General features: G+C 49.1%; 19 protein-coding genes. 13 read left to right on the top strand and 6 right to left on the bottom strand.

The window, feature by feature from the left end; translation table 11 throughout:
• Positions 1-45: 45 nt before the first annotated feature.
• Both fabF and GCU39_RS14195 read left to right on the top strand, forming a co-directional pair.
• Positions 46-1284, top strand: a complete 1239-nt coding sequence (gene fabF / locus GCU39_RS14200; RefSeq protein WP_152394126.1) for a beta-ketoacyl-ACP synthase II — start codon at positions 46-48, stop codon at positions 1282-1284.
• 97 nt (positions 1285-1381) lie between these two features.
• Positions 1382-2344, top strand: coding sequence for an acetylxylan esterase (locus GCU39_RS14195; protein ID WP_152394125.1), 963 nt, complete (start codon positions 1382-1384; stop codon positions 2342-2344).
• Positions 2345-2418: 74 nt separating this feature from the next.
• Here the strand turns inward: GCU39_RS14195 and GCU39_RS14190 are convergent, their stop codons facing one another.
• The 3 genes from GCU39_RS14190 to GCU39_RS14180 form a co-directional block, all read right to left on the bottom strand.
• Positions 2419-3213: an ABC transporter ATP-binding protein gene (locus GCU39_RS14190; RefSeq protein ID WP_152394124.1), complete on the bottom strand. Its 795-nt coding sequence runs from the start codon at positions 3211-3213 to the stop codon at positions 2419-2421.
• Entirely contained in the window at positions 3197-4123 is a 927-nt protein-coding gene (locus GCU39_RS14185) for an ABC transporter permease (protein ID WP_152394123.1), read from the bottom strand. Before GCU39_RS14185 ends, GCU39_RS14190 begins: the two co-directional genes overlap by 17 nt.
• Before the next feature lie 71 nt (positions 4124-4194).
• Positions 4195-5241: an ABC transporter substrate-binding protein gene (locus GCU39_RS14180; RefSeq protein WP_152394122.1), complete on the bottom strand. Its 1047-nt coding sequence runs from the start codon at positions 5239-5241 to the stop codon at positions 4195-4197.
• A 280-nt stretch (positions 5242-5521) separates the two neighbouring features.
• On the opposite strand from GCU39_RS14180, the gene GCU39_RS14175 reads away from it, so the two are divergent.
• The 6 genes from GCU39_RS14175 (at position 5522) to GCU39_RS32530 (ending at position 12330) form a co-directional block, all read left to right on the top strand.
• Positions 5522-7216 carry a M3 family oligoendopeptidase gene (locus GCU39_RS14175; RefSeq protein WP_152394121.1) on the top strand — a complete coding sequence of 565 codons (1695 nt, stop codon included), beginning with the start codon at positions 5522-5524 and terminating at the stop codon, positions 7214-7216.
• A gap of 290 nt (positions 7217-7506) precedes the next feature.
• Positions 7507-8340, top strand: a complete 834-nt coding sequence (gene thiD / locus GCU39_RS14170) for a bifunctional hydroxymethylpyrimidine kinase/phosphomethylpyrimidine kinase (protein ID WP_152394120.1) — start codon at positions 7507-7509, stop codon at positions 8338-8340.
• Complete coding sequence (thiE, locus tag GCU39_RS14165; protein WP_152394119.1) at positions 8337-9002, top strand: thiamine phosphate synthase; 666 nt, start codon at positions 8337-8339, stop codon at positions 9000-9002. Before thiD ends, thiE begins: the two co-directional genes overlap by 4 nt.
• Before the next feature lie 132 nt (positions 9003-9134).
• Positions 9135-10349 (top strand): MFS transporter, encoded by a 1215-nt coding sequence (locus GCU39_RS14160; protein ID WP_227793572.1) that lies wholly within the window; start codon positions 9135-9137, stop codon positions 10347-10349.
• Positions 10350-10513: 164 nt separating this feature from the next.
• The gene (gene aspA / locus GCU39_RS14155; RefSeq protein WP_407671679.1) at positions 10514-11938 is read left to right on the top strand and encodes an aspartate ammonia-lyase; all 1425 of its coding nucleotides are present in this window, start codon (positions 10514-10516) and stop codon (positions 11936-11938) included.
• 113 nt (positions 11939-12051) lie between these two features.
• Positions 12052-12330 carry a DUF6171 family protein gene (locus tag GCU39_RS32530; RefSeq protein ID WP_227793571.1) on the top strand — a complete coding sequence of 93 codons (279 nt, stop codon included), beginning with the start codon at positions 12052-12054 and terminating at the stop codon, positions 12328-12330.
• Between the two features lie 65 nt (positions 12331-12395).
• Here GCU39_RS32530 and GCU39_RS14150 read toward each other — a convergent pair whose 3' ends face one another.
• Positions 12396-13250, bottom strand: coding sequence for an AraC family transcriptional regulator (locus GCU39_RS14150; RefSeq protein ID WP_152394117.1), 855 nt, complete (start codon positions 13248-13250; stop codon positions 12396-12398).
• A gap of 184 nt (positions 13251-13434) precedes the next feature.
• Between GCU39_RS14150 and cdr the strand changes: the two genes are divergently transcribed.
• The 3 genes from cdr (at position 13435) to melA (ending at position 17655) form a co-directional block, all read left to right on the top strand.
• A complete protein-coding gene (cdr, locus tag GCU39_RS14145) occupies positions 13435-15939 on the top strand; it encodes a CoA-disulfide reductase (RefSeq protein ID WP_152394116.1) in 2505 nt (834 codons plus the stop codon).
• Positions 15940-15958: 19 nt separating this feature from the next.
• Positions 15959-16219: a metal-sensitive transcriptional regulator gene (locus GCU39_RS14140; RefSeq protein WP_152394115.1), complete on the top strand. Its 261-nt coding sequence runs from the start codon at positions 15959-15961 to the stop codon at positions 16217-16219.
• Between the two features lie 137 nt (positions 16220-16356).
• Positions 16357-17655 (top strand): alpha-glucosidase/alpha-galactosidase, encoded by a 1299-nt coding sequence (melA, locus tag GCU39_RS14135; RefSeq protein WP_152394114.1) that lies wholly within the window; start codon positions 16357-16359, stop codon positions 17653-17655.
• Here melA and GCU39_RS14130 read toward each other — a convergent pair.
• Positions 17652-18605: an L-lactate dehydrogenase gene (locus tag GCU39_RS14130; RefSeq protein WP_152394113.1), complete on the bottom strand. Its 954-nt coding sequence runs from the start codon at positions 18603-18605 to the stop codon at positions 17652-17654. The genes melA and GCU39_RS14130 overlap by 4 nt on opposite strands.
• Before the next feature lie 198 nt (positions 18606-18803).
• On the opposite strand from GCU39_RS14130, the gene GCU39_RS14125 reads away from it, so the two are divergent.
• Complete coding sequence (locus GCU39_RS14125; protein WP_152394112.1) at positions 18804-19088, top strand: HesB/YadR/YfhF family protein; 285 nt, start codon at positions 18804-18806, stop codon at positions 19086-19088.
• Positions 19089-19163: 75 nt separating this feature from the next.
• On the opposite strand, the gene msrB is transcribed toward GCU39_RS14125, so the two are convergent.
• Positions 19164-20129: a peptide-methionine (R)-S-oxide reductase MsrB gene (gene msrB / locus GCU39_RS14120; protein WP_152394111.1), complete on the bottom strand. Its 966-nt coding sequence runs from the start codon at positions 20127-20129 to the stop codon at positions 19164-19166.
• A 210-nt stretch (positions 20130-20339) separates the two neighbouring features.
• On the opposite strand from msrB, the gene GCU39_RS14115 reads away from it, so the two are divergent.
• Entirely contained in the window at positions 20340-21548 is a 1209-nt protein-coding gene (locus tag GCU39_RS14115) for a peptidylprolyl isomerase (RefSeq protein ID WP_152394110.1), read from the top strand.
• The last annotated feature ends 41 nt before the right edge of the window (positions 21549-21589 follow it).

Raw genomic sequence — 21589 nt, 5'->3', positions numbered from 1 at the left:
TGCAAAAATAACGTCAATACAATTGTAATAGAGGAGGCACTCACTATGGAGAGAGTCGTAATTACAGGAATGGGCGTAATTTCACCGCTAGGGAATGATATCGAGACCTTATGGCAAGCAATGGTGCAAGGGAAATCTGGCATCTCAACGATTCAGTCATTTGATACAGCAAGACATAAAGCGAAAATTGCAGGAGAGGTAGTAGACTTTGATGCAGAGGCTTTATTTGGGCGCAAGGAAGCAAGACGGATGGATCGCTTCTGTCAATTCGCGGTCGCAGCGGCAGATCAAGCCGTAGAACAAGCAGGGCTGGAAATGAATCACATCGACCATGAACGGTTCGGTGTCTATGTCGGTTCTGGTGTTGGCGGCATACAGACTTTGTTACAACAAGACAGCGTATTGCAGGAGCGTGGACCCGAGCGTGTTAGTCCAACGTTAGTCCCGATGATGATCACGAATATGGCTGCGGCGCTCATCAGTATGAAATATCAAGCGTTAGGATCGACCTTATCGCCTGTAACGGCTTGTTCCATTGGCAACACAGCGATTGGCGAAGCATATCGTTCGATTCGCTTAGGCGAAGCGGATGTCATCATTGCAGGCGGGGCGGAGGCCGCAATCACAGAAATTTCATTAGCAGGCTTCGGCAATGCGACGGCTCTATCCACGCGCAACGATGCGCCTGAACAAGCAAGCCGCCCATTCGATCAAGCGCGAGATGGGTTTGTTATGGGGGAGGGCGCCGGGATATTGGTACTCGAATCGCTTACGCATGCATTGAAGCGAAATGCGACGATCTATGGGGAAGTTATTGGCTATGGTGCAACCTCGGATGCATACCATATGGTCGCGACTCATCCCGAAGGACTGGGCGCTTCACGGGCAATGACACTGGCACTCCGTGACGCTGGCATCACGCCGGAGCAAGTGGATGTCATTAGCGCCCATGCGACAAGTACCGAACTTGGCGATATTTCTGAGACGGCGGCGATTAAGCGGGTATTCGGCGAAGCTGCATATCGCGTACCGGTGACGGCGAACAAGTCCATGCTTGGTCATATGTTTGGCGCTTCCGGCGGAGTTGAAGCGATTGCCCTCGTGAAGATGCTGCAGGAAGGGGTCATCCCGCCAACGATTAATTTGGATCAACCCGATCCAGCTTGCGATCTGGATTATGTCCCAAATGCTGCTCGTGAAGCCAATCTACGGATTGGGATGTCGAACTCCTTCGGCTTCGGTGGCCATAATGCGGTGATTCTTATGCAAAAATACGAATCGTAATTGTCATGATGCGGGCATGAATAGAGATTGACAGACTTGCTCAGATACCCTACCATCTGGATAACGCAATCATAATTGAGGTGGAGGGAAGATCCATATGCCGTTAATTGACTTACCGTTACAGCAATTATTCGAATATGAAGGAATCAATCCACGTCCCGATGATTTTGACGCCTATTGGGAACGTGCCTTGAAGGAACTGCGTGCGACCGATCCGGAAACTGAGCTTGTACAGAGCCAATTCCAGACACCAGGCGCCGAATGTTTTGACTTGTATTTCAACGGCGTGCGAGGTGCCCGCATTCACGCGAAGTATCTGCGTCCGAAGCAGGCTGCGGATAAACATCCCGTTGTTCTCCAATTTCATGGATATACCGGGAATGCCGGGGATTGGGCCGATAAGCTTGCGCTCGTATCACTCGGCTACTCCGTGCTTGCCATGGATGTACGTGGTCAAGGGGGATTATCCGAAGATGTCGGCGGTGTGAAAGGGAATACACTCAATGGGCATATTATTCGCGGTTTAGACGATCATCCAGACAATTTATTGTTCCGGCATATTTACCTGGACACTGCACAGCTCGCACGTATTGCCTTGCATTTGCCAGAATGCGATCCGGAGCAATTGTTCGCTTGCGGTGGATCGCAAGGCGGAGCATTGACCATCGCATGTGCCGCACTGGAACCGCGTGTGAAGAAATTGGCGCCGATGTATCCATTCTTATGTGATTATCGAAGGGTCTGGGAGATGGATTTGGCGAAGGACGCTTATGAAGAGCTTCGAGCATACTTCCGAAAGTTTGATCCGCAACATGAGCGGGAGACGGAAATATTCAAGAAATTAGGGTACATAGATCTTCAACATTTGGCTGATCGAATTCAAGGCGAAGTGATGATGGCCGTAGGACTTGTTGATACGGTTTGTCCGCCTTCCACGCAATTCGCTGCTTACAACAAAATAACATCGAAGAAACGTGTCGAGATCTTCCCGGATTTCGGGCATGAATATTTGCCAGGATTCTGGGACAAGACCATTCAGTTCTTTCTTGGACAATACTAACGATACTGTTCTACGCTATGTAGGAATAAAGAAGCCCCTATCGCATACGTGATGCGATAGGGGCTTCATACGTATTACCCTAGGACGACGCGATCATCTGAGAGTGCCTGTCCGCTGATTAATTCGAATTCGCCGAGCAATTGCGGGACAGTGAGCGTCTTCTTGCGTTCTTCACTTACATCCATGATGATTCGACCTTTATCCATCATGATGAGTCGATTGCCGAGACGAATGGCTTGATCCATATTATGCGTCACCATAAGCGTCGTGAGCTGCATCTCGCGAACGATGTTCTCCGTGAGCGTCGTAATGAGTTCGGCGCGCGATGGATCGAGTGCCGCTGTATGCTCATCGAGCAGCAGGATCTGCGGCTTCGTGAACGTCGCCATCAGCAGACTTAATGCTTGGCGCTCGCCGCCGGACAGCAACCCGACTTTGGCGCGCAAGCGATTCTCGAGTCCGATACCCAAACGTTGAAGCTGTTCGTAGAAAAATTCACGTTTCTTCTTATTCACACCAAATGATAAACCGCGAGACTTGCCGCGCGTATAGGCTATTGCAAGATTCTCCTCAATCGTCATGCGCGGGGCTGTTCCCGCCATTGGATCTTGGAATACACGGCCAATCCAGCGACTGCGGCGGAATTCTGGAAGATGAGCAACCGCTGTACCGTTGATTCGTACGTCACCGTAGTCCGGGGTCATCACGCCGGAGATAATATTCATGAGCGTGGATTTACCTGCGCCATTACTACCAATGACGGTAACGAAGTCACCGGGATTCAACTGCAGCTGGATATTCGTTAGTGCAATTTTCTCATCCGGTGTTCCGGGATTAAACATTTTGGAGACGTTAGAAATTTGAAGCATTGCGTGTACCCCCTTCTTGCTTGGCTGCGATGGCTGATAATTCAGCTGCGCGTCTCTTGGCAATATTCTTCTGCCGCACAGAGCGCTGGAAGGATGGCAAGAAGAGAGCAACAATAACAATTACCGCTGTAATTAGTTTCAAGTCTGAAGCATCGAGCCATTCCACGCGGAGAGCGAATGCAACGACAATCCGGTAGACAATAGATCCCAAGATTGCGGCGAGTGTCGCCCAGAATACCGTTCTTGCACCGAAGATCGCTTCCCCGATAATCACCGATGCAAGGCCGATAACGATCATCCCAACGCCCATTGAAATATCTGCGAAGCCGGATTGCTGCGCAATCAGTGCGCCTGATAATGCGACTAATCCATTGGAAATGCTGAGGCCTAGAATCGTCGTATTGTCGGTGTGAGCACCGAAACTGCGGATCATGCGTGCGTTATCGCCTGTTGCTCGAAGCGCAAGGCCGAGATCTGTATGCAGGAAGTAGTCCAGTAACAGCTTCACCACAATGACAACGATAGGCATCAAGATCAATGGATGGTTCCCAGTGAAGAGGGTATCCGATCCAAGCAAGGAAATGTTCGGTCGGCCCATAATGCGCATATTGATGGAGTAGAGGGCAATCATCATGAGAATCCCGGATAACAATCCGTTAATTTTCCCTTTCGTATGAAGCAGCCCTGTACATGCACCAGCGAGCATCCCGCCAATCAGCGCTACGATGGTTGCCAAGATCGGCGAATATCCATGTGAGACCATGACCGCTGCAATCGCGCCTCCCGTTGCGAAGCTACCGTCTACGGTTAGATCGGGGAAATCGAGAATACGGAACGTGATGTACACGCCAACAGCCATTAAAGCATATAGAAGACCAAGTTCTATCGCTCCGATTAACGAATCTACCATACATACAACCTCCTAAGTTAGTTAGAAAAAAAGAGTGAACTCGCTTGAAGTTCACTCCACTTGAAAGTTCATTATTGAATAATATTTTTTTCAGGGTCTTGTACGGCCTTCTTCATGTCATCCGTTACGGTAATGCCTTGCGCAGCAGCGGATTTCAAGTTCAAGATCAGATCGAGCTTCTCTTGCATGGATACTTTCATTTCGCCTGGTTTTTTGCCGTTCTTCAGAATGTCGACGGCCATTTGACCTGCTTGGTAACCATGGTCGAAATACTTGAAGCCAACGGTAGCGAATGCGCCCTTCTCAACCGTATCGCGATCGCTGGAGAAGAAAGGAAGCTTCTTGTCATTGGCTACTTGAATAATACCGTCTACGCCGCTTACGACCATATTATCTAGCGTGATGTAGAACGCATCGACACGGCCGATTAACGATTCCGCAGCTTGTTTCACTTCCGATGTATTGGTGACAGCCGCTTTGACGAGGCCGATATTGTGTTTCTTGAATTCTTCTTCTGCCTTCTTCGCCATGACGACGGCATTCGGCTCACCTTCATTAATGACAAGTCCAACGTTCTTAATGTTCGGGAAGTTCGCTGCAATGAAATCGGCAAGCTTCGTCGTTGCTTCCGGATTCGTATCGGATGCCCCGGTAATATTGCCTCCCGGTTGATCTAAGTTACTGACGATCTTTGCGCTGAGCGGGTCGGTCACAGCAGCGAATACGACCGGAGTCTCTTTCACTTGCTGCGCAACAGCGAGTGCGGATGGTGTGGCAATCGCGAAGACAAGGTCATTCTTCCCGCCAGCAATTTTCTGTGCGATGGACAAGTTGTTCGTGTTATCGCCCTGTGCATTGTTGTAATCAATTTTCAAATTCGTGCCCTCTACGATTCCTGCGTCTTTCAGCGCTGCGATGAAGCCTTCGCGCGTTGCGTCGAGCGAGGGATGCTCAACAATCTGCGAGATCGCAATCGTATAAGACTTTCCGTCGCTAGCAGCGCCTTCTGATGTCGTACTTCCGCTACCTGGAGTATCACTCGCAGTCTTCTGACCGCAAGCGGCAAGAGCGATAAGGAGAGTGGACATGATGAGTAGCAAGCTTAGCTTTTTCTTCATTTCAATTACCCCTTTTCTATTTTTGTCTCATTAACGCTTTTACCCTTTTACTCCATAAAGTAATAGAGCAAAAAAAATCAAAAATCTTACATTGGTAAATAATATTATTCATAGTTTAATAGGCGTTAACAAATCCGTCAAACATTTATTTTTGCATAGATATTCGAGGTGCTGTATAAGAATCTATCGACAAAAATATATATTAGAAGGAACTAGATTTTTATCGTATAATAGAAGATATTTCCTAATTTATTCATTTTAAGCGAAAGGTTGTGTCAGTGTGAAGTTTAGTGAGTATCGTTATGAACGACCGGATGTGGCCAAGATTGAGGAGCAATTCAAGGCGCTGATCCAGGAATTTAACGAGGCAACAACGCTGGAGGCACAGGATGCGTTAATCGGCAGAATCAATCAGCTGCGCAGTGATGTGAGTACGCAATTCGAGCTCGTGATGATTCGCCATTCCATTGATACGAACGACGAGTTCTATAAGGCGGAGCAAGACTTTATCGACGAGACAGGTCCTGTCATTCAAGAATACATAACTGATTATTATCGTGCGCTCGTGAATTCGCAATTCCGTGAAGGATTAGAAGCGAAGTGGGGGCGTCAGCTCTTCCAGCTCGCAGAATTGTCGCTGAAGACATTCCATCCGGACATTATTGAAGACCTCCAAGCTGAGAACAAGCTAGGAACGGAATATTCGAAATTGATCGCTGCAGCACGGATTCCATTCGAAGGGGAAGAGCGTACGCTATCGCAATTGGCTCCGTTCGGGCTCTCCACGGACCGTGACATGCGCCGTAGAGCTTCGGAAGCGAAGTATGCTTACTTTACCGAGCACGAAGCGGAATTTGACCGGATCTATGACGAGATGGTGAAGCTAAGAACCAAAATGGCGCATAAGCTAGGTTTCAACAACTATGTGGAAATGGCTTACGCGAACTTAAGCCGTACGGACTATAATGCCGAGATGGTGGCGAACTTCCGCAAACAGGTGCAGGAGAAGATCGTTCCTGTCGCGACGAAGCTCAAAGAACGTCAACGGAATCGGATTGGCGTCGACCGCTTGCATTACTATGATGATAAATTCAGCTTCAAATCCGGGAATGCAACGCCGAAGGGCGATCCTGAATGGATTATTGCGAATGGCGCGAAAATGTATGCGGAATTGTCACCGGAGACGGATGAATTTTTCCAATTCATGATGGATAAGGGTTTGATGGATCTTGTTGCGAAGAAAGGCAAACAAAGCGGGGGGTACTGTACCTATATCAGCGGTTATCGTTCACCGTTCATTTTCTCGAACTTCAATGGAACCTCGCATGATATCGATGTACTAACGCACGAAGTCGGCCATGCGTTCCAAGTCTTCGAGAGCCGTGATTACGAGACGCCGGAATATGCCTTCCCTACATATGAAGCTTGCGAAATCCATTCAATGAGCATGGAGTTCTTCTGCTGGCCATGGATGGAGTATTTCTTCAAGGAAGATACGGATAAATATCGGTTCAATCATTTGGCGGAAGCGCTATTGTTCATACCTTATGGGGTATCTGTGGATGAATTCCAGCATTTCGTCTATGAGAATCCGAACGCAACACCTGCTGAACGTAAACAGGCTTGGCGCGACATTGAGCGCAAATATTTGCCGCATCGTCAGTATGAGGATCAAGACTATCTGGAGCGCGGCGGATTCTGGCATCAGCAAGGCCATATCTTCCGTTCACCGTTCTACTATATCGACTACACGCTCGCCCAAATCTGCGCATTCCAATTCTGGAAGAAGATGCACGAGAACCGGGAGCAGGCTTGGTCGGATTACTTGCACCTCTGTAAGCAAGGTGGCAGCAAATCTTTCCTAGCGCTTGTTGAGGAAGCGAAGCTGATCTCGCCATTCGAAGATGGATGTGTCGCATCCGTGGTTGACGTTATCGAAAATTGGCTGAATGCGGTGGATGATACCGTATTGTAAACAATGAAGAATGAATGATTATACAATCGCATATGCAGATCGGGAGCCTGTGGAAGCAAGCTGAGAGTATGACTAATCCGTCATAGACCGTTAGAACCTGTTGGGTAATGCCAGCGTAGGAAGTGAACACATGTGTACGGAAGAACACTATGCCCTCGCGCATAGTGTTTTTTTGGGGGAGACGATACCGCCTTTATCTCATCGATAAGAAGGGTGCTCCAGTCTTATGTTCATGCTGCGCGATTAGCCTTCGCTCCCGATCTCGTATGCAAGAAAGGTTGGGAGCACATATGAAAAATCGATTCACTAAGCATTCACCCATCGCAAAAGCATTAACGATCGCAGGTTCGGACAGCGGCGGTGGAGCGGGCATTCAGGCTGACCTCAAGACGTTCCAAGAGCTGCAGGTGTATGGGATGACTGCGATAACGGCGATTACAGCCCAGAACACGCTTGGCGTGCAAGCGGTCTATCCGATGTCTCCCGATGCGGTTCGACAGCAGATCGAATCGGTAGGCACGGATCTAGGTGTCGATGCGGTGAAGACGGGCATGCTATTCGATTCAGAGATCATTCGCGTGGTTGCGGAGCAGATTCGCAAATTTGACTGGAAGCATGTGGTCGTAGATCCGGTCATGATTGCGAAAGGCGGTTCTGAGCTGCTGCGAAGTGAGGCCGTACGTGCACTCCAAGCAGATCTGATCCCGCTCTCCTATGTCATTACTCCCAATATCCCGGAGGCGGAGACGTTAACGGGGCTATCGATTCACAACATGGAGCAGCGTAAAGATGCCTGTAAAGCCTTGATTCAAATGGGGACACGTCACGTTGTACTAAAAGGCGGACACGATGCGTCAAGCGGCAGTCAGGTCGTAGATCTGTTCTATGATGGCTCGAACTTCACAGAAGTCGCTTCTCACCGTGTGGATACGCGCCATACCCATGGGACGGGTTGTACCTTCGCAGCAGCCTTAACAGCGGAACTAGCCAAAGGGACAGATCTACTGCATGCCGTCTCCGTCGCTAAATTTTTCATTCAAGCCGCCATTGTGCATTCTTTCGGGATTGGCCAAGGGCAGGGACCGACGAATCATTTCGCTTTCGGAGAGTTGGTGCGTGCATGAGAGCTGACGTGAAGCTTATTCGAGAATGTTTGAAGCTGTATTTGGTCATGGGCAGCACCAATTGTAAGATCAACGCATTAGAAGTCGTAGAGCAAGCGATTGCAGGGGGCATCACATTACTGCAATTGCGAGAGAAAGGGCCGAATGCATTAGGGGGCAAGGCAAGAGATGCATTTGCACGGCAGGTTCAGCAGCGATGCCGGCAGCATGGGATCCCATTGATCGTGAATGATGATATCGAATGGGCCGCGGCTCTACAGGCGGATGGCGTACATATTGGTCAAGACGACGCCCCGCTGCCTGAGGTTCGGAAGCTTCTCGGAGACCGAATCATTGGCGTGTCCGTGCATAACCTTGAAGAAGCACAGCAGGCCATGGATCAAGGGGCGGATTATCTCGGCATTGGTCCGATTTATGCCACATCTACGAAGCTGGATGCCCAGGCTGTGCAAGGAACGAAGCTGATACACACGTTGCGAGCGCAAGGCATAACGATTCCGATTGTTGGAATCGGCGGGATCACGGCAGAACGAGCCGGTGCTGTTATGGATGCAGGGGCAGATGGTGTTGCGGTAGTCTCGGCGATTACAATGGCTGGCGACGTGACGTTGGCGGCATCGAATCTGCTGCAGCAAGTGACGCGCGAAGAGGACGTGAGCTGAACGTCTTTAAGAACAGTACCGGGGACTGGACAGCAGCTAACGGCGGTTTAAATATTCTATACATGTTCGCATGACCTCCTCCGTTATGGTGATATAATGGTGAAATATGTTTTTCTAGAGGAGGTAGACCGATTGTTATTACGTAATCGAACGTTTATGATTCTGATGCTGGGGGAGATCGTTGCCGGAACGGGCATATGGATTAGTGTAATCGCGAATTTGCAATTTATGCAGCATCTGGTCCCAACGGATTTTGGTAAGAGTCTTATCCTGATGGTCGGCCTATTTATTGGAGTGCTTATCTCTCCGCAGGCAGGCGTGTGGGTCGACAAGTACGACAAACGCAAAATCCTTTTGTTCACCAGTGTATTCCGCTGCTTGGCACCGATCTCGATGTTTGCGGCGCTGCATTTCCAATCGATACCATTCATGCTGCTGTCCGTCGTCATTATGCAGCTTGCCGCAACGGTTTATATGCCTGCGGTTCAAGCTTCGCTGCCCGCGATCATACCGAAGGATCAGCTGCTCAAAGCGAACAGCGTATATTTCAATATTTCGACGATCGCACGGATCGGGGGAACGGCGCTGGCGGGCGTGATGGTGGTCGTGTTCGATTTATTCACGCTATATCTGTTATCACTCATTTTCTATGTGATCCTTGTGGCATTGAACCCATGGATACGTATTCCGCGGCTTGAAGGATCAGCGGCGCGCATTCGAGAGAAGATGAAGTTCAAGGAGATTTTTCCGATGATTCGGCAGGAGCCCGCGATTTTAATTGCGCTGATGAATGCAGGCGTGTTGACGCTGTTCCTAGGCGGCTTCAACCTGTTGGTGCTTAAGTTCAGCACGATCCAGCATTCGCCGGATTTAATGGGCTGGATCTATACGGTAGAAGGCACGAGCATTCTCGTCATTAGTCTTTTCGCGAAAAAAATAATCGGCACCCGCAATTTAATGTTGTATTCCAATGTGTTCATGTTCTTGTTCGCATTAGCATTCATTGGGTTGTCCTTCAGCGAGAACCGGTTCGCGGTACTAGGATCATTTGCGGTGTTCGGTTGCGCCGTAGCTTTCTTCTTCCCGATGATCTCGACGATCTTCCAGATTAAGATTCCGCAGGAAGCACAAGGAAGATTCTTCTCTTTCCGCGGTATGCTGGACCGGATCATGTTCCAAGTTGCACTGCTTGCGACGGGGGCTTGTCTGGATTGGTTCGGTATCTCGACGTTCATGATCGGGCTTGCAATTCTAGCGGTAGCGAGCGGCATCAGTTCGCTTACGCTTGGCAACCGACGTGGCATCGATATCCGGCATGACTCGGAACACAGCACATTGAAAGCTTAAACTGTACTTGAATTATGGTAGAATCCCAAGCGCACTGGGAGGTTTGGGGTTCTTACTAGATTTAATATTTTCATATGATATAATGGTCCTGTAAACGCTTACGAACGATTCGTCACCGCTTCAGGAACCGTTCTATAATAGCTCTGACCTAACAGGGGGAATGAATGATGGTACAAGCAGTACGTCTTGAGAAGGATTTTCTAGGCACCAAGGAAGTGCCGGCGAACGTCTATTACGGCATTCAGACAGCGCGCGCAATTGATAACTTCCCGATTACGGGATATCGCATGGATGAAGAATTAATTAAAGCGATCGTGATGGTGAAAAAAGCCGCGGCGCTTACGAATATGGAGATTAAACGGTTGCCAGTCCATATCGGAGAATATGTCGTACAAGCAGCCGATGAGATTCTTACCGGCAAGCTGCATGAACAATTCGTTGTTGATCCGATCCAAGGCGGAGCAGGCACATCGATTAACATGAATGCGAATGAAGTGATCGCGAACCGCGCTCTGGAGCTGATGGGCAAGGAAAAAGGGGATTATCTCGCGATCAGCCCGAATACGCATGTGAATATGGCACAATCGACGAATGACGCATTCCCTACGGCCATTCATATTGCCACACTCAATTGCATCGAGAAGCTGCTCGTTACGATGGAAGAACTGCGCGAAGCGTTCTTGAAGAAATCTGCTGAATTCGATCATGTGATCAAAATGGGCAGAACGCATCTCCAAGATGGCGTTCCGATTCGTCTTGGGCAAGAATTCGCAGCTTATGCGAAAGTACTGCAGCGCGATATTCATCGGATCGGTCAGACAAGACAGCATCTCTATGAAGTGAACATGGGCGCAACAGCGGTGGGAACCGGACTTAATGCTGATCCTCGTTATATTACGCGCGTCGTTGAGAGTCTAGCTTCGATCAGCGGACTGCCTCTGCAGAATGCGGAAGATCTGATTGATGCAACGCAGAATACGGATGCGTATACGGAAGTATCCGCCGCGCTCAAGGTTTGCATGATCAACATGTCTAAGGTAGCAAATGACCTGCGTCTCATGGCCTCTGGACCTCGCGCGGGGCTTGGCGAAATTCGACTGCCAGCGCGTCAACCAGGTTCTTCGATCATGCCGGGCAAAGTGAACCCCGTCATGTGCGAAGTTGTCAATCAAGTGGCGTTCCAAGTGATTGGTAACGACCATACGATCTGCCTCGCATCGGAAGCGGGTCAGCTTGAATTAAACGTCATGGAGCCTGTTCTTGTGTTCAATCTGCTGCAGTCCCTTCGCATCATGAATCAAGTCTTCCAGGTGTTCCGTAAAGATTGTGTGGAAGGCATTGAAGCGAACGTCGAGCAGTGCAAGGACTATGTGGATCGCAGCGTAGGTATCATCACCGCCTTGAATCCGCACCTTGGCTATGAAGCGGCTGCGCGAATTGCACGTCTTGCGATCGAGACGGGAAGAGCTGTGCGTGACCTGATTCTAGAGCACAACCTGCTAAGTGAAGAAGAGTTGAATATCATCTTGGATCCTTTCGAAATGACGCACCCCGGCATTGCTGGCGCTGCGCTGTTAGACCGGGAATAGGATTGGGTAAGAGAATTCATATCGCTTTTGTGAGGAATATTACTGTCAATCATCCATAATTATCGTAAAATCTTTCCAATCCCACGCGATGGAAAGATAGGCGGTGATTATGGATGAGTGAGAACTGCATAGGTTGCACCGATTCACGAATGATAACGGATGAATCGATTGAGCGCATGATTAAGAGAATCGAGCGTTCAGATTCATTCCATTTGGTCGATGATGACACCTATCATCATCGACTCGAATCTTGCAAGCGTTGTCAGGAATTCGAGGGCAGGGAATGCCGAGTATGCGGCTGTATTATGGTCATCATGGCGAAGTTGTTGAATACCCGATGTCTTCACCGGCACGGCTCCAAGTGGGGCGAACCCGTTAGGAAATGGATGTAATCGAAGAAGCGGTCTGAAGTTGTAAGAACTTCGGACCGCTTCATTTTTTTGTCCAAGCTTCCATTCTAGGATTTGTTATGCAGAAGTGCACGATGTTCGGATGGCGCGATGCCGTGGAACTTCTTATACTGCTTCGAGAAATACAGCGAATCCTTGAATCCGACGGATGAAGCAATCTGATCAATCGTAAGCTTCGTACCCAAAATGGATTGCGCACGTTCCATACGAATTTTCGTTAGGAACTGCATAGGCGACATCCCAATGATCTGTTTGAACATTTTGGACAGGTAAATTCGGTTATAGCCTAATGCGTGGGACATTTGCTCGATGGATACCTGTTCAGCATATTGGTAAGTCAGCCACCTTACAGCCTGCTCCACCTGGCGTTCAATATCCGACTTAGCATCCAGCGGCGGGAGATGGCTGTAAGCTGCTTGGGATCGTCCGTATGACGCGAAGATGAGCTTCATATACCCTGTACTCTCCATCCCGCATAAAGGGTCACCTAGCTGCAACGTATTGTATAGCTTGCGATATAAAGGAACCATACGTCTGTGATCTGCTGTATGTACGATCGGATTCTGTGGGGTGATCTGCAGTTGCTGCAAGAGCGGGTCGACGCCAGTGCCGAGGAAGGCCATCCAGCAGTAATGCCAAGGTTCTTCGGCATCCGCTTGGTATTTATACATTTCTTTTGGGAAAATAAAAAAGCTGTCTCCCGCACTTAATTCATAGGTTCGTCCGCGAAGCAGAAATGTTCCGCGCCCTGAAATGACGTAATGGACGAGATAATAATCGATAAACGTTGGCCCCATGTGGTGGAGCGGCTCGGTCTGTGACTCTCCGCTAAATAATGGTTCCAACTCGCCGGGCGCGGGGTAAGGATTGACTACCATGCGGATGAAGGGCTCGCGATTCATAGATGTCACCTCTCACAAAGTCTCATACGGACAGCCTACCACAGGTCACTGGACTTGGGAATGGTTATGTCGTATAATATACCCCGTGGGGTATTTTAAATAAACATTTTGAGGTTCCTACAAAGGTCATGAATCGCTTGGAAATAGCAACCCTTTGTAGGGGAAATAGAGAGGAGCTAACATCATGGGGAAGAAGATCGTTATTGTAGGCGGCGTAGCGGGAGGCGCGAGTGCAGCAGCACGTCTGCGTAGACTCAGTGAGCAGGATGAAATCATCATGTTCGAGCGCGGAGAACATATCTCGTTCGCCAATTGCGGACTGCCTTATTATATAGGTGATGTGATTAAGGATCGCAAGAAGTTATTGGTGCAGACCGTCGAAGGGATGTCGAAGAAATTTAATTTGGATGTTCGGAATTATAGCGAAGTGACAGCCATTCATCGGGAACGTAAAGCTGTCTCGGTGCGGCATGTGATGACAGGCGAGACCTACGAAGAGGCTTATGACCTCCTGATTCTATCACCAGGCGCGAAGCCGATTCGCCCGCAAATTCCAGGGATCGAAGAAGCAGGCGCTTCCTTGTTCACGCTTCGCAACATCCCGGATACAGACCGGATCAAATCCTATGTGGATCAAGAACAGCCGAAGCATGCGGTTGTCATTGGCGGAGGATTCATCGGCGTGGAGATGGCGGAGAATTTACGCGAACGCGGGCTTGAAGTGGCGCTGATTGAAATGCAGAATCAGGTCATGGCACCGCTGGATGTGGAGATGGCCGCGATTGTCCAGCAGCATATGACATCTCATGGCATTGACCTTATTCTAGAAGATGGCGTTGCATCATTTGGAGCACAAGGCAAGACGATTCAATTGACGAGTGGGAGAAGAATTCACACCGATATGATCATCCTTGCGATTGGCGTAGCGCCGGAGAATCAGCTTGCAAGAGACGCGGGGCTTGATCTCGGCGTACGCGGTGCGATTCAGGTGAACGAATCGATGCAGACGAGCGATTCGAGTATTTATGCGATCGGCGATGCTGTTGAAGTACAGGATTATATTCATGGGTTTAAGACGATGGTGCCGCTCGCGTGGGGCGCGAATCGTCAAGGACGACTGGTTGCAGATCATATCAACGGCAAGAAGGCGGCATATGCTGGTGCGCTCGGCACAGCGATTGTGAAGGTATTTGATCTGACAGCGGCCGTGACAGGAAGCAATGAGAAGACACTACGTAAGCTAGGGATCGATTATGAAGTGGTGCATGTTCACCCAAGCTCACATGCAGGGTATTATCCCGGCGCTTCTCCGATCTCCTTGAAGCTTGTGTTCAACAAAGAAACGGGCCAAATTTATGGCGCGCAAGCGGTCGGAGCCGATGGGGTGGATAAGCGTATAGATGTGATCGCAACGGCCATCAAAGGCGGCTTAACGGTCCTCGATTTACCAGATTTGGAGCTTAGCTATGCGCCACCGTTCTCATCCGCAAAAGATCCGGTGAATATGGCCGGATATGTCGCTTCCAATATCGTCGATGGCCTAGTCGAGACGGTGCAGTGGCATGAGATCGATGAGATTATCGCACAAGGCGGACTCGTGATTGATGTTCGCGAACCGATCGAGCGGGAAGCGGGTTATATTCCAGGGACGATCAATATTCCACTCGGCGCATTGCGTGATCGGATGCAGGACATCCCGGTGGATCAGACGGTCTATGTCTCTTGCCAAGTCGGGCTGCGCGGTTATCTTGCGGCACGGATTCTGTCGGAGCATGGTCGTCAGGTGAAAAATGTGGACGGCGGATACAAGACTTATAGTGTGATCCGGAGGGAGCGAGCAGAGATGGAGAAGCGTAAACAGCAGGGGGAGACCCTCGTCGCCGAAGCGGAACCAACCGTGGCCGCTGCAAGAGAGACGACGGAGCAAACAGCCGAGCAACCCCGCACGATTCAGGTGACGGTTGACGCTTGCGGTCTTCAGTGTCCGGGGCCGATTTTACAGGTCTACCAGACGATGAGTAAAATGAAAGATGGCGAGGTTGCCGAAGTCTCCGCGACAGATCCAGGGTTCAGCAGTGATATTGCTTCATGGTGCGAGAAAACAGGGAATACGCTGCTCGAATCGACATTCGAGAATAAAGTATGCCGTGTGCTCATCCAGAAGGGAACAGCTGCAAAAACGGAAACTGTAGCCCAGCAATCAGGCCCATCGAAAAATGGCGCAACGTTGGTCGTGTTCAGCGGGGATTTGGATAAGACGATTGCCTCGTTCATCATTGCGACTGGGGCGGCGGCCATGGGTAAACCGGTGACGATGTTCTTTACCTTCTGGGGCCTGAATGTGCTGCGCAAATCCGGACCAAGCGATGTGGCGGTAGATAAGGACATGATGGAGAAGATGTTCGGCATGATGATGCCGAAAGGACCGAAAGCATTGCCATTGTCGAAGATGAACATGGGCGGCATGGGCGCGAAAATGATTCAATATGCGATGGGACGTAAAAATGTCGATTCTTTGGAGACGCTAATGAAAAATGCGATCGACGTAGGCGTGAAGCTCGTGGCTTGTACGATGAGCATGGACATTATGGGCATCAAAGCAGAAGAACTGATCGATGGCGTTGAATACGGCGGCGTGGCTACCTATCTTGGTGATGCGGAGGACGCGGGACTCAATCTATTTATTTAATGTGAGGAGTAGAACAGGGATGGAATATACGGATCAAATGCGCAATCGATTGCGAAGAATTGAAGGACAGGTCCAAGGCGTACTGCGCATGATGGAGAATGAGAAGGACTGCCGGGAAGTCATTACGCAGCTCTCAGCGATCCGCACAGCGGTAGACCGTACCATTGGTCTTGTCGTAGGCACGAATCTAGCAGAATGCGTGAAGGAAGAACTCACCAAAGGCAATAATCCGGACGATGTGATCCAGGAAGCGGTACAGATGCTCGTGAAGAGTAGATAATCGGTAAAATATTGCATTTCTCCATATTCATGTTGTTTCCTTCCATAGTGCAAGCATCTTGGGCTGAGTATAGTTGAATACAAGAGGGCCAAGTGATTGAGGGCTCTGATAGATGAACCTGATGGAGGCGGAAACAGATGTCGAAGATTACATTTCTCGGTGCGGGAAGTACAGTATTTGCCAAAAATGTGCTAGGCGATAGCATGATGACCCCAGCGCTTCAAGGATTCGAAATTGCCTTGTTTGATATTGATATGGAGCGTCTTAGAGATTCGGAGAAAATGCTGAACAATCTTAAAAATACGCTTGGAAGCACGTGCAGAATCGTAGCTTACACGGATCGTAAAGAGGCGCTTCGTGGGGCGAAGTACGTTGCGAATGCGATTCAGGTGGGCGGATATGACCCTTGTACGATTACGGATTTTGAAATTCCGAAGAAATACGGCTTACGTCAGACGATTGCGGATACTGTAGGTATTGGCGGGATTTTCCGTAATCTGCGCACCATTCCGGTGATGCTCGATTTTGCTCGGGATATGCAGGAAGTATGTCCAGATGCGTTGTTCATGAACTACACGAACCCGATGGCCGTGTTAACCAATGTCATGAATACGTATGGGGGTATTAAGACGGTAGGCCTGTGCCACAGTGTTCAAGTATGTGTACCGGGCTTGTTCCATGACTTAGGCCTGAATCCAGAAGGTGTGAAGTATCAAATCGCGGGTATTAACCATATGGCATGGCTGCTGAACGTAACGAAGGATGGAGAAGACCTGTACCCAGAAATCAAACGTCTTGCGGCATTGAAGCAACAAGAGAGCCATCATGATAAGGTTCGTTATGAAATGATGCTGAAATTCGGCTACTATATCACAGAATCATCGGAGCATAATGCGGAGTACCATCCGTACTTCATCAAACGCAATTATCCAGAATTAATCGAGCGATTCAACATTCCGTTAGACGAGTATCCGCGCCGTTGCATCGAGCAAATCGAAGGTTGGAAAAGAATGCGCGATTCGCTCGTGAATAATAACGATCTAACGCATAAACGTACACATGAATACGCGTCACACATCATGGAAGCGATTGAGACGGATAAGCCGTTCCGAATTGGCGGTAACGTGATGAATACGGGATTGATTACGAACTTGCCGCGCGAGGCTTGCGTTGAGGTGCCATGTCTTGTGGATCGTAATGGGGTAACGCCTACGTATGTGGGGGATCTTCCACCGCAATGTGCGGCATTGAACCGTACGAATATCAATACACAGCTCTTGACGATCGAAGCTGCAATGACGGGCCGCAAAGAGCACATCTACCACGCCGCAATGCTGGATCCGCATACAGCAGCAGAGCTGTCGATGGATGATATCATCGCGATGTGTGATGAACTGATTGAGGCCCATGGAGATTATTTGCCTAAATATGTTTAATGCTTAATGGATTGAATTGCCTGTTTAAGAATATTGGCCGAGTGATGCAGCTTCTGAAGCTCATCCTCGGCTAATTTAAGTTCGACGACTTCTCTAACGCCAGAGCGGTTAACGACAGCCGGCACGCCAAGGTATACATCATTTAGTCCATATTGTCCTGTCAGGAGCGTCGATACCGAAAGAACGGCGTTTTCATTCCACAGGATGGCTTTGGTTAAGCGAGCAAGTCCCATTGCGATCCCGTAATAGGTAGCACCCTTACGCTCGATAATTTGATAAGCTGCATCGCGGACGTTGACGAAGATCTCGTCCAGCTTCTCTTGGGTCGGGAAGCCTTGCTTCTGCTGATAGTCACGCAGCGATCTGCCCCCGATATTCGTGTTGCTCCAGATTGGCAGTTCCGTATCCCCATGCTCACCCATGACATAGGCGTGCACACTGCGCGGATCAATGTCGAACTCTTGTCCGAGCAAGAAACGCAGACGAGCAGTATCGAGGATCGTTCCTGAACCGAATACACGGCCAGCTGGCAATCCAGAATACTGCTGCGTCACATAGGTCAGGACGTCGACGGGATTGGTCGCCACGAGGAAGATCCCTTGGAAACCACTCTTCATGACGCCGTCAACAATGCCTTTGAAGATCGAAGCATTCTTATTGATCAGGTCAAGCCGAGTCTCACCCGGGGCTTGGTTCGCTCCAGCCGTGATAACGACAAGATCCGCTGTGCGGCAATCCTCAAAATCTCCTGCCCATATTTTCATATAAGGTGCGAACGGAATCCCATGGTTCAGGTCCATCGCATCCCCTTCCGCTTTATACTCATTCTTATCGATAATGACAAGTTCTGTTGTAATGCCTTGATTCAGTAATGCAAAAGCATAGCTTGCGCCGACGAATCCGGAGCCAATCAAGGCGACGCGCGTAACACGTTGTTGATGTTCATTCATCCGTAACACTTCCATTTCTCAGAAAAATTAATGATTGTCAATCATAGGTATAAAAAAGGGCATAGGTCCCCATTCAGTGTACCCTCTAATCGGAGATCTGTATGCAATATCCGTGGCAATTTTATGAAAATGTTGGGTTTAACCGCTTACATCTTGAATATATAACGATAAGGTCATTGAAATTGAGGAGGGTAATCGATGAAGCTGCAAGTGACATCATCCGCTGTAGAATGTTTTCAAAAGGAATGGGGATTTGCACGAGGGGATGTCGTTCGTATTTTTGTTCGTTATTGCGGCATGAGTGACATGGGGCCATATTGGCTGGGGATCCAGCATGATCGACCGATGGCAGCAGGACTTATGATTATGGAGGATCAGATTACCTTCTATATGGAAGAGCAGGATGTATGGTTCCTCGAAGGCCGTAATTTAACGATCGATTGCGAGGGAGAGGAGATCAAGTTTTTCATGCCGACTGTATAAAGCGAAACGCCGAAATCCGCTCGTTAAGGGGCTGGAGTTCGGCGTTTCATGTTTGATCAGAACAATTCGGTGACGTTATGACTTGAACAGACTTCGATAGATCCCGTAGCCTTCCTCTTCCAGTCGATCGACAGGAATGAACCGAAGGGCAGCAGAATTGATGCAATAGCGAAGACCATTCTCGCCGGGTCCATCATTGAACACATGACCAAGATGGGAGTCAGCCTCTTTGCTTCGTACTTCTGTACGGATCATGAAGTGGCTCATATCGACTTTCTCAATGACTTGATGGGCGCGAAGCGGCTTCGTGAAGCTCGGCCAACCGCATCCGGAATCGAATTTGTCGAGCGAGCTGAATAGCGGTTCGCCGGAGACGATGTCGACGTAGATTCCTTCACCATGATGGTCCCAGAATTCATTGCGGAACGGCGGCTCCGTGCCGCTGTTTTGCGTGACTTCATACTGAATAGGCGTAAGCTTCGCCCGAAGTTCTTCTTGATTGAAGGTCTTTCCCCAATGCTTCGTAATGTAAGCATCGCGACCTGATCCGGTGCGGTACCGCTTGTAATGCGAAGGGTTCGTCCGGTAATAGCCTTGATGATAATCTTCGGCTGGATAGAACGCAGCAGCTGGTAGAATTTCCGTGACAATAGGCTTATCGAATCGTCCGCTCATCTCTAGCGCTTGCTTCGATGCTTCGGCTTGTTCGCGTTGTTCCTCCGTGTGATAGAAGATTGCCGTCTGATATGATTGGCCGCGATCATAGAACTGTCCGCCTGCATCTGTTGGGTCTATCTGCTGCCAGAACAATTCAAGCAGCTTCGTATACGGGAAGATCGCAGGGTCGAACGTAATTTGGACGGCTTCGTAATGACCTGTCGTCTCGGAACAGACTTCCTTGTAGGTTGGGTTTACGGTATGCCCGCCTGTGTATCCGGATACGACCTGATGAATGCCGGGCATTTCATCAAAGGGGGATACCATACACCAGAAGCACCCGCCGGCAAAAGTCGCTAATGCTTGATTCGTTGCAGCTGACATGGCTATTTTTCACTCCGTTTCAATAAGGATTACTATGATCTTTATCATAATAGATGTGGCGGCGTGTTACAAATCGGAAATCGTAAACCTTAAAGCTTCATTAAGGAATACCATTGGTTTTTTATCTAAGATTAAGGTTTGTAAAAAGGTGTTCTGGTATAGTGTGTGGAAAGTATACTCATACCATGAAAGCTGAAAGGGAGTTATGACGTGGAAAATAAAGAAAAGAAGAATCTGACGGAAGAGGAGGTAGCTGCATCGGGATCTTCAGAGGGGTCAGAGAACACATCTGCACATGAAGAGGCTGAGGTGGTTGCTGGACAAGCCCATCCTGAGGTTGAACAGATAGAAGGGCAGCAGCAGGAACAAGCGCTTGAATCGGACGAAAATCTGGTACAACCGTCGGAAGTGCAAGATGAGGAATTTACATCGGAGCAAGTTGCCGCATCTGCATCCCCAACTGAGCATCAAGCCATCGCGGCAGCACCTGTATCGCCGAGAAAGAATATGACGCCGGTCTGGATGGTGATCTCAGCGGTTCTACTCATCGGTCTTGTATTCGTGACGTTGAAGCCGCCGCTTGATAAGGGCAAGTCCGTCGTTGCATCCGTCAACGGTGCTGATATTACCAAAGATCAGCTCTATGACGCCATGCTGGAAGCAGGCGGTACGTCGACGGTGAATAGTCTGATCATGTACGAGGTGGTCGGCCAAGAGGCGAAGAAAGAGAAGATTACCGTCTCCGAAGCCGATATCGATAAGGAAGTCGAGAATATTAAGAAATCCTACGGCAGTGAGGAAGGCTTCAATCAAATGCTTACGCAGTATAACTTAACCCTCGAGGCGCTGCGCAAGGAAATGGTTCCGCAAGTGCAATTAACGAAATTATTGACTCCGAAGGTGAGTGTCACAGACCAGGAGGTCAAAGATTATTATGAAGCCAACAAAGCTTCGATGTCTACGCCTGAGCAAGTACGTGCCTCCCATATCCTCGTGAAGACGAAGGAAGAAGCGGATGCGATTGAGAAGGAATTAAAAGGCGGAGCCGATTTTGCAACGCTTGCCAAAGAGAAATCGACAGACACCGGTTCGAAGGCGAACGGCGGGGATCTGAACTTCTTCGGCAAAGGTCAGATGGTGCCTGAATTCGAAGAAGCTGCATTCAAACTCAAAGTAGGCGAGATCAGTGAGCCAGTGAAGTCGGATTACGGATATCACATCATTAAAGTAACGGAAAAGAAAGAAGCGATTAACCCGACGCTTGATGATAAAAAAGTGGAGATTAAAGAGCAATTGACCAAGCAGAAAATTTCCGAGATGTCGAGCGAGTACATTCAAGGACTGCGCGATAAAGCAAAGATTACGAATACACTAGACAAGATGGCTAAAAAAGATCCAGCTGCGACACCAGCCAAATAATGTCTGAGCGACAAGAGCATCCCGTGCTGCCTTAGGGTGGA

Source organism: Paenibacillus guangzhouensis, from assembly GCF_009363075.1.
GTDB classification, from domain to species: domain Bacteria; phylum Bacillota; class Bacilli; order Paenibacillales; family Paenibacillaceae; genus Paenibacillus_K; species Paenibacillus_K guangzhouensis.
This window is presented reverse-complemented; position numbering and strand designations above follow the sequence as displayed.